Raw genomic sequence first — 13,405 nt, 5'->3', positions numbered from 1 at the left:
GTTGATGGGCTGGATGTAAATCCCATAATCGCGCATCAGTACGTCTGAGATGAAACGGCACTTGACTGGGTCGCCGACCATAACGGGGATAATGTGACTTGGGTTTTTGGTGTGTGGAATTCCCAGAGCATCCAACCTGTCCCTGACCTCACGCACGCGTTGCTGATGCAGGTAGCGCTCCTTATCGCTCTGCTTCAGATGACATATTGATGCTGCGGCGCCTGCAGCGACGGCCGGAGGCAACGCGGTAGTGAAGATAAACCCACTGGCAAAGGAGCGAATAAAGTCAACAAGGTCGTAGGACGCCGCGATATATCCACCGACGACACCGAACGCTTTGCCCAAGGTGCCTTCGATGACGGTCAGACGCTCCATCAAACCCTCGCGCTCGGCAATGCCGCCACCGCGCGGACCGTAAAGTCCTACTGCATGAACCTCGTCCAGATAGGTCATCGCGCCATACCGATCCGCCAGATCACAAATCTCTGCAATTGGAGCGATGTCTCCATCCATCGAATAGACGCTCTCGAACGCAATGAGTTTTGGAGCGTTTGCCGGCAGGTCCAAAAGTTGTTTTTCCAGGTCTTCAAGATCGTTGTGCTTCCAAATCCGCTTTTGACAGCGACTGTGGCGTATGCCCTCGATCATCGAAGCGTGATTCAATTCATCAGACAGAACTGTGATGCCGGGAATTCGGGACGCCAAGGTTCCCAAAGCAGCCCAATTGGATACATAACCAGAAGTAAACAGCAAAGCCGCTTCTTTTCCGTGCAAGTCCGCAAGTTCCCGCTCGAGAAGAACATGCTCGTGTGTGGTTCCCGAGATATTCCGGGTACCACCAGCCCCGGCACCGCAGTTGTCAATCGCCCGATGCATGGCAGCTAGAACATTTGGATTCTGGCCCATTCCAAGATAATCGTTTGAGCACCAAACAGTGACTTTCTCAGGGCCGGTTTCCGCGTGACTAAACGCCGATGGAAACGCGCCGCACTGCCGCTCCAGATCAGCAAAAACACGGTAGTTTCCCTCCTCCCGCAGTTGTTCCAACTGCTCGCGAAAATACTTTGGGTAATTCATTTCAGTTCCCGACCGCCTCTTCAACAATTCCCGAAAGCAGCGTTTCTACCTTCTCCATTGGCCCCTCGGGATAGCTTCGATAACCAACCATTACGCCGCCATCATCCTCGGCCACGAAAATACCGTAGGGACAGAACCCGATATTCATCGGGTCGGCTTCCATTACTTCACGAGAGATTTTTGCAGAGCAGAAGATGAAGATATCTGCTGACGAGAATATCTGTTTGGCGCTACCGACATCAGCACCCGTCCGGTTCAGCATGTCTCCAACGTGGCTGACATAGTCGATAACCAGTCCTTGCCCGACAATCGCGGACTCGACGGCAAACGTCGCATCGTCAAAAGTGCCGTCAAAAGGGACGGTGATGATCTCTTCGGCAAACGATTGACTTGCCAGCACAGCTAAGAACGCGGTCTTGGCGATAAAGTGTTTCATGATCATTCTCCTCCTCCTGAACCGCATCTTCACACGTTGCGTGATGGTGGCTTTGACATCGGTCAAAACCCCCAATTTTTGTTAACCAAACATGTCCGAAGTGATACCCGCGTACCAACCCAGCGACTCTTCGTATGTCGCCTTTCGAAGGTCTGCACCTTCGCCGGTCTGGCTGATAAACCCGTCCACTTTGGCGATTTTTTCGGCCGTCGCCTCGTAGGTAGCACCAACCTTGACGCCGTCATCCGCGTCAATGAGCGACCAACAGGTGTTAGAGAATTTGGCCGGAAATACTTTGGATCCGGTTAACGCACCTCGTACCGCGTTCGCGCAGACTTTCGCCTGACTGTTGGCTGAGAAACCAGATTTGGGCATATCGCCCTGTTGGCTTGCGTCCCCAAGAACATGAATATTCGGATCTGCCTTCGAGGACATGTCAGCGGCGTTTACCGGAGCCCAGTTGCCGTCGGTAACACCTGCCAATTCCGCAATACGCCCGGCTTTCATTGCCGGGATCACATTGCACACATCGACTTTGGTTTCCTCGCCGTCAATTGTCACGGTCATCGCATCCGGGTTCACTGATACATTGCCACCACCAAAGTCTTCTCCGATCCAGTCTACCATTCCCTCGTAATGGTTGGCCCACCCTTCCTGGAACAAAGCCATTTTCGAGAATTTCGCCTTGGGGTCAGCCACGATGATCTTCGCCGTCGGATTGTTCGCCTTTAGGACGTGTGCCACCATCGAAACCCTTTCATAGGGTCCGGGCGGGCAACGGAATGGATTCGGAGGAGCGACCATTGCAAAGGTACCACCTTCTGGCATTGCCATCACTTGTGCCTTGAGAAGTTCGGTCTGCGAGCCAGCCTTGTATGCGTGGGGCATCTTGTTCTGAGCGGATACGTCCCAACCCTCAACCGCTCCATCCACAAAGTCGATGCCAGGACTCAGGATCAGCTTGTCATAAGGAACAGAGCCACCCCCCGCCAAAGATACTGTCTTAGCGTCCCGATCAACACCCACAGCCCAGTCATGGACGACATTGACACCGTAGTTCGCAGCCAGCGTTCCATAACTGTGCGCGATGTCGGACAGTTCCTGAAATCCACCCAGATACAGGTTCGAAAAGAAACAGGTATAGTAGGTCCGCGTCGGTTCGATCAGAGTGACATCGATCTCGCCTTTGCTGTCTTTAGCGATGTAACGCGCCGCAGTCGCGCCGCCGGCGCCACCGCCAACAACTACGACACGTGGTTTACCTTGGGCCAGCACCATTGGCGCGGATAATCCAGCTGCAATTACCCCAGCTGTCCCAAGAAATGTACGTCTATTGAGTGTCATCGCGTTTCCTCCCATTTGGCACTGTCATTCTGGATTCTTGAAGTAGGCTGCTAACGCTGCAATCTCGTCATTGCTCAACCGTGCAGCGATCATTTGCATCACCGGATGTGGCCGCTGTTTGTCTTTGTAAGCGTGCATGGCGATTACAAAGTCCTCGTCCGGCCAGTACACGATAGAGGGAATGCCTTCGTCGCTTCCTTCTATTTGATGGCATGTCGTGCATTCGCTGCTGAGATAAGCACCGTATTCAGGGTCCCCCTGAATCGCCAGTATTTCCGGGTCCACCGAGTGATCGGTTCCTTTGGCCGTCGGATCCGCTTCGGGGATATCTCGCGGATTGTCCGAGAATATACGCAGATAGGCGATCACGTTCGCCCGTTCTTCAGCGTTTTTTAGTCCGGCAAAACTCATCCGTGTTCCAGACGCGAATGCGCGAGGATTTTCAATGTACGCCGAAAGAGTGTCCGCGTGCCATTCAAGGCCGGAATTTCCAGCGCGCACCAGGCTTTTGGAGTACTTAAAATCTTCTAGCGCTGCGGCCTTACGTCCAAATACCCCGTTAAGATGCGGGCCAATTTTGTTCTTGGCTCCCTCTCCAACTTGATGGCAGCCTTTGCATTTGGCGAAAACGATTTTGCCTGCGTCTGCATCGCCGAGGTTCTCTGTTGCGCTGGTCGCAGGTGCGAGAGCACCTAAGGCGGCAGCAAACATCAGTATGGTCGGCCAACGCATTATCAGCCTCCGAATGACTTGAGATAGACGATCACCGCTTGGATATCGTCTTCTTTTTTAAGGCCTGCGAAAGACATTCGCGTTCCTTTCATGTAGGCCTTTGGCTTTGCGAGAAATGCGGCCATTTCCTCGTCGTTCCAAACGAGGCCTTCGTCTGCAGCCGCCTTCATTGCTTTTGAGTATTTAAAACCTTCAACGGCACCGGCATTGGCTCCGATAATTCCATTCAAAGCCGGTCCAGTGCGGTGCTTGGCGCCTTCACCGACCTGATGGCAGGATTTGCACTTCTTGAAAACTTTCTCGCCGCTTTCAATCATCTCGGGATCAAGCGCAGCTATTTCTTCTGCTGCCGACTCTTCCTTTGCTTCAACTTCAACCTCAGCTGACGCTTCCTGAACCGTTGTCTGAGCCTCGGTTGCGTTTAATTCAGTCTCTTCCGGCGTTACGTCCAAAACAGCCGCTCGCATAGTGATTTCCACGCTTTCCTTGCAATCCTTCATACAAGGTTCGTCAGTCCAGAAATGCGCCTCTGAAGTGTCGCGGTCATCCACGATAAACCCTTCTGCATTAGGCATTTCAACTTCGAGGAAATTCTCATGCGACAGCGTGAATTCGTCATCCACAATATCATTGGAATAAAGGATATATGCCACCATCGCATAGACATCATCCGGCTCCAGTGACTGCGCATTTCCGAACGGCATCGAACGGTTCACATAATCCCAGACCGTTGAAAGATAGGGCCAATAGGAACCTACCGTCTTCAAGGGATCCTTGTCGGCAAGCGTTCCTTCTCCTCCCGCTAATTTGGGCCAATTGTCCACGCCCTCGGCGAAGTCACCGTGGCATATGGCGCATTGCTCGGCAAAGACCTCTTCCCCAGTGAAAACGTCACCTGACCCGTGCGGCAATCCAGTTCCATCAGGGGCGACATCCAGATCCCATGCCGCGATCTCTTCAGGCAAGGCAGGACGCCCAAGGCCAAACTTTTCTGCGTAAGCAGGGAACGCCATGCATAGACCAATCGCTGAAGCGGTAAATAACTTATGATACTTCGACATTTTCCGCCTCTCCACTTTCCTTGATCCACCAGGTCTGGATACAATTGTTGTGGTAAATCGAGTTTTCTCCTCGCACATCTCGCAGCTGAGCTTTGGTTGGCTGGACGTAGCCCGAGGAATCTTTTGCGCGGGCCTGCAAAAGCATCTCCGAACCGTCCCAGTTGTAGTCCAGGTAGAAGCGGGTCAGCGCCTTGTCGGTACCCGGTGCTGCCAAACGCGCCGGCACCCAGTTCTTGCCTCCGTCCACGGATACGTCGATTCCTGTGATCGAGCCTCTACCCGACCAAGCCAACCCCGTAATCACTAGTGGTCCCGGACCATGTGTAATCGGCGCTTGCGGGCTGGGCGACGTGACAACGGACTTAGCGTCCATCACCCAAGACCATTTACGCGACGTGCCGTCTTCGAGTGTATCCGTATACTTGGATGTCTCTTCGCGGCTTTCGATTGCCATCTCGGTTACTTCGACCCTACGTAGCCACTTGACCCACATGTTGCCTTCCCAACCGGGTACCACTAAGCGAACCGGATAGCCGTGCTCCTTACGCAAGGCCTCTCCGTTGGCTTTGAAAGCAACCAGCACGTCGTCCATCGCCTTTTCCAACGGTATCGAGCGACCGTTGGACGATGCATCGGCACCTTCGACATAAATCCATTTTCCTGCGGGTTTGACTCCAGCCTCTTCCAACAATGTACGAAGTGGCACGCCGGAATACTCCATGTTGTGGATCATGCCGTGCGTGAATTGGGCACCGTTCAATTGCGCTCCCGCCCATTCCATTCCGGTATTCGCGGCGCATTCGCAGAAATAGACCCGGTTTTCACGAGGGAAGCGTTCAAGGTCTTCATAAGTAAAGACCAGCGGCGTATCGACGAGACCGTTAATCATCAAGCGGTAGTCTGGCTTGCTTAGTTCGATAGCGCCGGAATGGTGCCTTTCGAACGCACACCCCTGAGGTGTAATTGTTCCGTCCAACGCGTGGATTGGTGTGAAATTTATTGAGCTGATCGTGTCGGCGGTCAGCCATTCTACATTGCGCCGCACGACTTCCTTTTCGAATTGAATTGGCAACCCATAGGGTGTTGCGTCGACGCCTTCTCCAGTGGTCTGCGCCCACTCCTGAACCTGTGTAATCAGCGGGTCGGGGCTTGCGGCACGGGCCGCCCCGGAGCCAACTGCGCCTACTCCAACGGCTGCTGCGCCGCTCAGAAATTGGCGACGGGAAGTTGCCTTTCCTTTGGAGTTGTCACTCATTTGGTTTGCCTCCGTTACTCGATCAGCAAATCTTGTTTCTGATGTTCGTGTTGCAGCGCTGTATCAGGCGCCAATAACCTCGACCGATGTATTAGGCCCGACAGTTACGGTACCTTGGCTGCGAATGTGATTTTCGACGACATCCCAGATTGGGGGGCCTTCGGTGCCTTCGTTAACGCTGGCCCAACCTGCCACAATGTATGTCTTTGCTGGATCAATCGCCTCGCCGGTTTTGAGAAGGGTCATGTCGCTGATCCGCTGTCCCTGCGGCTTGGTCACGTCGATGCGATAACCAAGCCCACCGACACGAACCATGTCGCCGCCCTGCTGGTAGTAGGGATCAGGGTTGAACAGATTGTCGCCGACATCTTCCAATATTACGTGGATGAATTCACCCGTCATTTCAGTACGATAAGCATTTGGGTAGGTCATCGAAGTGACGTTCCAAATGTCTTCCCGCGTGATTTCCTGCCCCGGCAGGATTGACGGCCCCCAGCGAACCCCTGGCGACATAGCAATGTCCGCCTCACGTTCGCTGATCAACGCATCGCAGATCAGGTCATCCCAGGTTCCGTTAAAGTTGCCGCGGCGATAGAGTAAGGAGTCGGTTCTGCCGATCACCTCACTTAACGCCGTGTTGAATGGCGCCCGCTGTTCATCGATGAGAGCGGTGATCGCGGGATCAGGTGCGACAACGTCAGAAAAGATTGGAATTAGTTTATGCTTCAATCCCATCATCTGACCATCCCGAACATCCAAGTCGACCCGGCTGACAAATTTGCCATTGGAGCCTGATGCTATGATGTGTGTTTTACCCACCAAAACCGGCTCGGGCAGCGCATCATGGGTATGGCCGCTAAGGATCACATCGATCCCTTGCACCTGCCCCGCCATCTTTTTATCCACGTCGAATCCATTATGGCTTAGCACGACGACGACATCAGCACCGGCTTCTCGCACTTCGTCCACCATGGCCTGCATGTTTTCGTCGCGGATCCCAAAAGAGTATTCTGGAAACATCCAGCTAGGGTTTGCGATCGGCATGTATGGAAATGCCTGTCCAATGACGGCAATCTTGGAACCTCCGCGATCAAAGAACTTGAAGGGCTGAAACAACTCTGCTGGTTCGTCCCATTCCGCATCAAAAATGTTTTGACCTAGCGATGCAAATGGAAGACCTTCTACTATCTCGTTGACCCGTTCGCTGCCCAACGTGAATTCCCAATGGAACGTCATCGCGTCAGGTTTTAGTGCGTTCATGACATTGACCATGTCTTGGCCAGCGGTTTGATAGCAGGTGTAGGAACCGTGCCAGGTGTCGCCGCCATCCAGCAACAATGCGTCAGGACGGTCAGCCCGAATGGCGCTAATGACTGTTGAAACTCGGTCTAGCCCACCGACTCGGCCATAGGCTTTGGCCAGTGCCGCGAAGTCGTCGTAGGTCAACGCATAGGCCGATGGGCTTCCATCATCTATACCATAAGCCTTGCGGAACGCGGCGCCTGTCACATGCGGCATTTGTCCACGCGCGTTGCCGATACCTAGGTTGACCTCAGGCTCTCGAAAATAGATCGGCTTAAGCTGCGCATGAATATCCGTGACATGGATCAGGCTGATGTTACCAAAAGTTTCAAATTCAAGAAGTTGATCTTGCGTTAAGCTTTGCTGCGCAGCAAGTCTGGACCATTTGCCAAAACCGGAGGCGCCGTATAGCGCCGAAGCCGCCATTGAGACTTGGAGAAAATCACGTCGCGAAATCATCTACTGACTTTCCTTTGTCACATCTAAATGTGTGAATGTAAATGTCATCAAAAACCCGCGCCAGATATTTCCAGCGCGGGTGCTTCGTTATTGCCGCACAGCCGGAGTTTCGACCGAAAGCCCGTTGCCACGCGACGCCACGTAGAGTTCTAGCGCGCGGAATTCGTCCGAACCTTCGGCAAAAGTTTCGGCCCTGGTATCACGAATACAACCGCGAAACCGATTATGGCGCGAAATCAATTTGGCTTGTTTCAATCGATAAGTCGGGAAACCGTTGATCATTCCCTGACTCAAGTGATCTGCCCGGATCATGTTACCCCAGTTATCTTCGTGACAATTGGCGCAACTCAATTCCAACTGACCGTAACGGGTATAGTACATCTCTTTACCCTGCTCCCAATAAGGAGCAGCGGGGCCATCAATGGAAACGTTCATGGGCATTCCGCGCGATTGCAAGCCAAGCAATGCGACCATTGCCTGCATGTCTCCACCTGACCACTTCCATGGTTCCGCTTCCATTCGATCCGTCCGACACTTGTTAATCAGATCTTCCATAACAACTAGCTTGCCGCTTTCAGAATCGACCTTGGGCATTGACGCTTGCAGGCCTTGGAAGCTTTCGACGCCGTCGTGGCATGAGGCACAGCTTTCACCGGCCGCCCCGTCAACCGTTTCAAAAAGGTCGGAAGCCTGATCGACAAAAATCATTGCGGGATTGTCAAAATCATCAATCTGCAGTGCTTGGGTTTCATCTGTCCGGAAATGCCAACCTGAATAAATCTTGTCGAAATTTTCGACGTGCTCCGGCGCATCGGTAACCGAGATCATGTCCAGCTCGTCGTTAATCACGAGATTGTCGTCGTCCGGTCCGGCCACCGCCGCTATCGGTAAAGCCAGAAATGCCGCTATCGCCGTCATTGCCTTCATATTCATTGCATTCCTCCCTTGGTGGAGCAGCGCCAGAATTCGCAGCAAGCGCTGACCTGCCGTAGTGGTCGAGCCGTCAGGCGATCTCGATCGATTTTTTGGTGTCATAGACAGATCCGTCGTCGTCGTACCATATGAAAACGAATTCCCCTGCTTCAGGCACGGTTGCATCGAACTGGAAGTACGGATTAGTCGAAATTGCCGGTTCCATCGTTACGTCAACAACGAGTTCTCCGTTAAACTCGCAGGTAAATCGATTGATGATCGAGCGAGGAATAACGTTGCCTTCTTTGTCTTTCCGCTGACCGCTTTCCATCTTGTGGCTGATCAGTGTTTTGATCGTGATCGTTTCGCCAGCAGCGGCTGTTTTTGGAACTTTGACGCGGGGTTTTACACCGGATGCCATTGGAAAATCTCCTGTTATTCAGGGTGCGTGGCGATCAGCCGCCGCAGCCTCCAATTGTCACTTTTACGGTCGCAGACGTCTTCGCAAAGCTGCCGTCCGCCATCTTGGCCACGGCAATGACATCCTGTGTTCCGGCAAGGCGGATACGGGTTGAAGCTGCTTGTTCAGCGGCCAAAGGGCCGAAATTAAACGTGGCGACGCCCGGTTCTGGGTTGCCAGCTGCAACAATCAGAATCGAAGCAGCCCCAGGTGCGCTGACTTCGATCGGCACTGTGTTCCCATTCTCAGCGATTTCCGGAGCCGTTAGTGTTACACCACCTTCGGTCATTTCCGCGCCACCGGTAAACGCGGCTATCGCATCTTCAGCCGCTGCATTTGCACGGAACGGCACAATTGTCAGGAACGCAGCTCCTAGACCGAGGGCCAGAGTCTCGCGACGAGAAAGATCCATTTTCAAACTCCTTTGAATTCTTGAAGTCTCACGCCAGAAGGCGGGATTATTCCTCTTTCAGGGTCGCTAGGAATGCGACCACGTCCTCAATTTCCTGCGCTGTGAGAATCGACGTCAAAGGTGCAGTCGGAGCTTTGCCCGTGTAGGCATCACCTGGACGGATATAGCCATCGTCCTTGTAAAACGCTGGCATAACCGTGCCTTCGAATGTCATCTTTGCGTTTGCGACCAGTCCACGAAGTTCCGCTTCGGTCCAACGATCGCCTGCGCCATCCAACATCGGACCGACTTCGCCATGAAACGGAATGTCGGCCAGTGCTGTGACCTCATGACAAGCAACGCAATTACCTTTGGATTTTTCACCGACAATGATCGCACCGCTTTCTGCGTCGCCGGCGACCCCGGTAAGCGATTCTTCTATGGCGCCATAGTCGTCATAGCTGACGTCCTTTGGGCCAGTCTCTGCCGCAAAGGCAGCACTGCCTGTTAATAGACAGGCCAAAGTTAAGAGTTTCAGCTTCATGATCCCTCCCATTTGCTACCGCGCCGACGGCGCATTGCGACCCAAAGCCCATGTGCACCGTAGTCCACGGACATGGTCCGTCGCAACATTAAATTCATTATTTTGAATTTTTTTATTTATAAAGAAGGCAGTCAATCTTGCGAAATATTGTTTCGCTCTTGAATGCGGCGTGCATGATAACGCTGAAAATCTTCATCGTTATCAAGTTCATAGCGTTTTTCGTTGACCCATGTAAAAAGATCTATAGTGGTTGCTTTAGAAAACGCCCCCGGCATCACAGCGACTGCAGACTCGATTGCCGTGACGCCCTCGGGTACGTCTTCGGGCAAAAATACAAGAGTTGGCGTGAACAAGATGCCCCATTTGCGCATCAGAGCCCGTTGTTCATTTTCATCACCATCGAAGTCGATGGCCGCAGTGCTTCCGTGCAAATCCAATTGAACTACAAAGAAGTTTTCTTCGATGTAAGAGGCGAGATCAGGCTGAGGGAAAACCTCCTCGTGCATCTTCTTGCAGTAAATGCAGCCTTGCTGCTCAATAAATAGTACCAACCGCTTACCTTCACCGGAAGCCTCGTCAAGATCCTCGCGAAGGTCTTTGAAAGTGTCACGCATCCACGGCGTTTTATGCAGACCGTCGTCGCCAAGCTCTGCGGCGGATACTATGGCTGCTAACAGGAATGGTATTAGAGATAGAAAAACTCGTTTCATGACATTCTCCCTAATCAGCCTATGGCTGCCAGCCAAGGCATGTAGTCCAACATCCACTGAGCGATGTAGTTGATGGAATTGGTTGCGATCAGAAGGCCGAAGAGGATCATAAGTCCGCCTATTGCTTTTTCTACTTTAGGCAGATGTTTTCTGAACCTCGCCATCCACTGCATGAACGGTTTTACCAGAAAGGCGGCAACAACAAAGGGTGCGGTCATTCCAACGCCATAAACGAACAGAAGCCCCGCGCCGCGCCAAGATGTATCCGTGCCTGCAGCCGTGAACAAAATAGCCGCCAACACTGGTCCAACACATGGAGTCCAGCCAAAGGCGAAAGCGAGCCCAAGAATGTATGCGCCAATTGGACTGACACTTGATGTATCGCCAACTTCTGCCCGAAACTGGCGATAAAGAAAACCGACGCGAATGGCCCCTAAGAAGTGCAAGCCCATTGCGATAATGATCGCCGCCGCAATCCATCGCAAAATGTCGAAATACTCACGAACCAACTGTCCAAAAACCGAAGCTGTTGCGCCGAGAGCCATGAAAATCGTAATAATCCCTGCCGCAAATGCAATCGCCAAAAGCGTCGCCTTGCGGCGGATGTCAGAGGAAATGGCTGAATCCGCCGCGATTTGCTCCATTCCGACGCCAGCCAGATAGCTGAGGTAGAAAGGCACAATTGGTAAGATACAGGGTGAAAGAAACGACAATAGCCCTGCGGCCAAAGCTCCTGCAAATGTAATATCGAGCATGGCCAAAATCGTCCTGACGCGTTATTATTCATACATTCAAAATTATAAAGATATAGTCCCGCGGTCAATCGGAGCTTGCAATGCGCCACTTACACTTGCTTTTACTTGCAATCACTTTGCTTGTTGCACCTGTTATCGCACGCGCCCAAATGACGCTACTTATGGCAGAAGAAGAGGGCTGTATGTGGTGTGAACGCTGGGATTCCGAAATTTCCCAGATCTATCCCAAGACACCGGAAGGTAAAGTGGCTCCGCTTCGCCGCATAGATATCCACAGATCTACCCCAGATGATATCGTTCTAGAAAAGCCACTTTTTTACACACCGACCTTTGTTTTGCTGGAAGACGGGCAGGAAATCGGTCGTATCGAAGGATATCCTGGGGAAGACTTTTTTTGGGGTTTGCTTGGTGTTTTACTCCGTGACGGAGGAGTAACGATTGAGACCTCTGGCTAAATTGAAACAAATTACATAAACTATTTTGAATGCGTTTAGCTATGAAAGCGAGGCGATCGTGTTGGACAAATCTTCGAAACTGCCTGTGTTCTCGAAAGACATGTGCGCCGAAGACCTGGATAGAATGATGGAGAATGCTCAGACGGCTTCAAACTTCCTCAAAGCTATAAGCCATGAGGGACGTCTGATGATCTTGTGTTATTTATCTTCAGGAGAGAAATCCGTCACGCAGATGGAAGAAATGCTGTCGGCACGACAGGCTGCGGTGTCTCAACAATTGTCCCGCTTGCGCTTCGAGGGCTTGGTAAAAACACGACGTGAGGGAAAGACGATCTACTACAGGTTGGCCGATGACCGATCAACGCAAATCCTCGAAGTCGTCTACGATCTATTCTGTAGGGAAAAGTAGAAACGGGTTTGAATCGCCGCCAGCTTTGGGAGGAGCCTGGCATGTTCGAAATCTTGGGAGACGCCAATACTGTCGCTCTGATCGGTTTGATCGGCGGAATTGTGTTGGGTTTGGCGGCGCGAATTGGCCGCTTTTGCACGTTGGGTGCGATCGAAGACTACATATATGCAAATGATGACCGGCGTTTGCGCATGTGGGCGGTCGCAATCGGTGTCGCGATTGCAGGCAGTCACTTAGCAATAGCGCTTGGTTGGCTTGACCCGGTTGAAACGGCATATCTCGCTCAATCCTGGAATCCAATTGGTTCGATCGTGGGCGGTCTCATGTTTGGGTACGGCATGGCCATAAGTGGGAACTGTGGCTATGGCGCGTTGGCAAGGCTCGGAGGTGGTGACCTTCGATCATTCGTTATCGTTTTGATAATGGGCCTTTCCGCTTACGTCGTTATGTCAGGACCATTGGCGTATCTAAGGGTTTGGATTTTCCCGGTGGAAATGAACCTGAGCGAGCCGCAAAGCATCAGTTTACTTGCCGAACGAATGATCGCAATTCCAGCTTGGTTAATCGGCACAACAACTGGTGCAGCCTTAGTGGTTTTCGCATTGCTAAGCGACAGACTTCGCCGCACCCCTTCGCAGGTCTTTTGGGGCGCTGCAGTTGGATTGGCAATAGTCTCTGGTTGGCTCGGCACAAATTGGGTCGCGGCACACGGATTCGAAGGAGAGACGGTGCAAACCCATACTTTTGCCGCGCCTCTCGGCGATACAATGTTCTACCTCATGACCGCATCCGGCACGACGCTTTCATTCGCTGTAGGATCGGTCACAGGCGTTCTAATAGGTGCCTTCCTGGGGTCTTGGTCCAAGGGTCAATTCCGATGGGAAGCTTGCGAAGACCCGCGGGAACTAAAGCGCCAGATTTTTGGGGCCGCGATCATGGGACCCGGGGCAATCATTGCGGTCGGATGCAGTGTCGGACAGGGTATCTCCGCTTTCTCGCTGCTGGCCTACAGTGCACCAGTAACGTTTTTAGCGATATTCGCTGGGGCTGCTCTTGGATTAAAGCAACTCGTAACTGGACTGTCTTTCATAACTCAGCGTTGA

The 13,405-nt window shown here is 52.4% G+C and carries 16 protein-coding genes; 3 read left to right on the top strand and 13 right to left on the bottom strand.

What is annotated here, in order from left to right; translation table 11 throughout:
- The 13 genes from hemA to AC2FNE_RS12430 form a co-directional block, all read right to left on the bottom strand.
- Positions 1 to 1,077, bottom strand: a 1,077-nt coding sequence (hemA, locus tag AC2FNE_RS12490) for a 5-aminolevulinate synthase (RefSeq protein WP_496805483.1), incomplete at its 3' end; no start/stop codon positions are given.
- A 1-nt stretch (position 1,078) separates the two neighbouring features.
- Entirely contained in the window at positions 1,079 to 1,513 is a 435-nt protein-coding gene (locus AC2FNE_RS12485) for a DUF302 domain-containing protein (RefSeq protein WP_170474556.1), read from the bottom strand.
- Positions 1,514 to 1,594: 81 nt separating this feature from the next.
- Positions 1,595 to 2,857 carry an NAD(P)/FAD-dependent oxidoreductase gene (locus tag AC2FNE_RS12480; protein WP_170474553.1) on the bottom strand — a complete coding sequence of 421 codons (1,263 nt, stop codon included), beginning with the start codon at positions 2,855 to 2,857 and terminating at the stop codon, positions 1,595 to 1,597.
- 24 nt (positions 2,858 to 2,881) lie between these two features.
- Complete coding sequence (locus AC2FNE_RS12475) at positions 2,882 to 3,589, bottom strand: c-type cytochrome (RefSeq protein WP_170607568.1); 708 nt, start codon at positions 3,587 to 3,589, stop codon at positions 2,882 to 2,884.
- Positions 3,590 to 3,591: 2 nt separating this feature from the next.
- Positions 3,592 to 4,650 (bottom strand): c-type cytochrome, encoded by a 1,059-nt coding sequence (locus AC2FNE_RS12470; RefSeq protein ID WP_170607566.1) that lies wholly within the window; start codon positions 4,648 to 4,650, stop codon positions 3,592 to 3,594.
- The gene (gene soxC / locus AC2FNE_RS12465; RefSeq protein WP_496805482.1) at positions 4,634 to 5,905 is read right to left on the bottom strand and encodes a sulfite dehydrogenase; all 1,272 of its coding nucleotides are present in this window, start codon (positions 5,903 to 5,905) and stop codon (positions 4,634 to 4,636) included. The genes AC2FNE_RS12470 and soxC overlap by 17 nt, the downstream gene beginning before the upstream one ends.
- Positions 5,906 to 5,968: 63 nt before the next feature.
- Positions 5,969 to 7,666, bottom strand: coding sequence for a thiosulfohydrolase SoxB (gene soxB / locus AC2FNE_RS12460; protein WP_170607562.1), 1,698 nt, complete (start codon positions 7,664 to 7,666; stop codon positions 5,969 to 5,971).
- A gap of 87 nt (positions 7,667 to 7,753) precedes the next feature.
- Positions 7,754 to 8,599: a sulfur oxidation c-type cytochrome SoxA gene (gene soxA / locus AC2FNE_RS12455; RefSeq protein WP_170474538.1), complete on the bottom strand. Its 846-nt coding sequence runs from the start codon at positions 8,597 to 8,599 to the stop codon at positions 7,754 to 7,756.
- A 70-nt stretch (positions 8,600 to 8,669) separates the two neighbouring features.
- Entirely contained in the window at positions 8,670 to 8,999 is a 330-nt protein-coding gene (soxZ, locus tag AC2FNE_RS12450) for a thiosulfate oxidation carrier complex protein SoxZ (RefSeq protein ID WP_496805481.1), read from the bottom strand.
- Between the two features lie 34 nt (positions 9,000 to 9,033).
- Positions 9,034 to 9,450: a thiosulfate oxidation carrier protein SoxY gene (soxY, locus tag AC2FNE_RS12445; protein ID WP_170474532.1), complete on the bottom strand. Its 417-nt coding sequence runs from the start codon at positions 9,448 to 9,450 to the stop codon at positions 9,034 to 9,036.
- A gap of 46 nt (positions 9,451 to 9,496) precedes the next feature.
- Positions 9,497 to 9,973 carry a sulfur oxidation c-type cytochrome SoxX gene (soxX, locus tag AC2FNE_RS12440; protein ID WP_170607559.1) on the bottom strand — a complete coding sequence of 159 codons (477 nt, stop codon included), beginning with the start codon at positions 9,971 to 9,973 and terminating at the stop codon, positions 9,497 to 9,499.
- A gap of 131 nt (positions 9,974 to 10,104) precedes the next feature.
- Positions 10,105 to 10,683 carry a thioredoxin family protein gene (locus AC2FNE_RS12435; protein WP_496805480.1) on the bottom strand — a complete coding sequence of 193 codons (579 nt, stop codon included), beginning with the start codon at positions 10,681 to 10,683 and terminating at the stop codon, positions 10,105 to 10,107.
- A gap of 14 nt (positions 10,684 to 10,697) precedes the next feature.
- Positions 10,698 to 11,438, bottom strand: a complete 741-nt coding sequence (locus AC2FNE_RS12430; protein ID WP_496805479.1) for a cytochrome c biogenesis CcdA family protein — start codon at positions 11,436 to 11,438, stop codon at positions 10,698 to 10,700.
- Positions 11,439 to 11,518: 80 nt separating this feature from the next.
- On the opposite strand from AC2FNE_RS12430, the gene AC2FNE_RS12425 reads away from it, so the two are divergent.
- From AC2FNE_RS12425 to AC2FNE_RS12415, 3 genes are all read left to right on the top strand, one after another.
- Positions 11,519 to 11,893 carry a thioredoxin domain-containing protein gene (locus AC2FNE_RS12425; protein WP_170607556.1) on the top strand — a complete coding sequence of 125 codons (375 nt, stop codon included), beginning with the start codon at positions 11,519 to 11,521 and terminating at the stop codon, positions 11,891 to 11,893.
- A 100-nt stretch (positions 11,894 to 11,993) separates the two neighbouring features.
- Positions 11,994 to 12,302, top strand: coding sequence for an ArsR/SmtB family transcription factor (locus tag AC2FNE_RS12420; protein ID WP_170380040.1), 309 nt, complete (start codon positions 11,994 to 11,996; stop codon positions 12,300 to 12,302).
- Positions 12,303 to 12,343: 41 nt separating this feature from the next.
- Entirely contained in the window at positions 12,344 to 13,405 is a 1,062-nt protein-coding gene (locus AC2FNE_RS12415) for a YeeE/YedE family protein (RefSeq protein WP_170607554.1), read from the top strand.

The organism is Ruegeria sp. YKSD179, from assembly GCF_059612885.1.
Note: the sequence above shows the minus strand (reverse complement) of the source record. Positions and strands in the feature narration are given on the sequence as shown.

Coding starts and splice junctions, on each gene's coding strand:
- AC2FNE_RS12485 (WP_170474556.1), bottom strand. CDS start 1,513: ATGAAACACTTTATCGCCAAGACCGCGTTCTTAGCTGTGCTGGCAAGT.
- AC2FNE_RS12480 (WP_170474553.1), bottom strand. CDS start 2,857: ATGACACTCAATAGACGTACATTTCTTGGGACAGCTGGGGTAATTGCA.
- soxX (WP_170607559.1), bottom strand. CDS start 9,973: ATGAAGCTGAAACTCTTAACTTTGGCCTGTCTATTAACAGGCAGTGCT.
- AC2FNE_RS12415 (WP_170607554.1), top strand. CDS start 12,344: ATGTTCGAAATCTTGGGAGACGCCAATACTGTCGCTCTGATCGGTTTG.
- soxZ (WP_496805481.1), bottom strand. CDS start 8,999: ATGGCATCCGGTGTAAAACCCCGCGTCAAAGTTCCAAAAACAGCCGCT.
- AC2FNE_RS12475 (WP_170607568.1), bottom strand. CDS start 3,589: ATGCGTTGGCCGACCATACTGATGTTTGCTGCCGCCTTAGGTGCTCTC.
- soxY (WP_170474532.1), bottom strand. CDS start 9,450: ATGGATCTTTCTCGTCGCGAGACTCTGGCCCTCGGTCTAGGAGCTGCG.
- soxB (WP_170607562.1), bottom strand. CDS start 7,666: ATGATTTCGCGACGTGATTTTCTCCAAGTCTCAATGGCGGCTTCGGCG.
- AC2FNE_RS12420 (WP_170380040.1), top strand. CDS start 11,994: ATGTGCGCCGAAGACCTGGATAGAATGATGGAGAATGCTCAGACGGCT.
- AC2FNE_RS12470 (WP_170607566.1), bottom strand. CDS start 4,650: ATGTCGAAGTATCATAAGTTATTTACCGCTTCAGCGATTGGTCTATGC.
- AC2FNE_RS12435 (WP_496805480.1), bottom strand. CDS start 10,683: ATGAAACGAGTTTTTCTATCTCTAATACCATTCCTGTTAGCAGCCATA.
- soxC (WP_496805482.1), bottom strand. CDS start 5,905: ATGAGTGACAACTCCAAAGGAAAGGCAACTTCCCGTCGCCAATTTCTG.
- AC2FNE_RS12425 (WP_170607556.1), top strand. CDS start 11,519: ATGCGCCACTTACACTTGCTTTTACTTGCAATCACTTTGCTTGTTGCA.
- soxA (WP_170474538.1), bottom strand. CDS start 8,599: ATGAATATGAAGGCAATGACGGCGATAGCGGCATTTCTGGCTTTACCG.
- AC2FNE_RS12430 (WP_496805479.1), bottom strand. CDS start 11,438: ATGCTCGATATTACATTTGCAGGAGCTTTGGCCGCAGGGCTATTGTCG.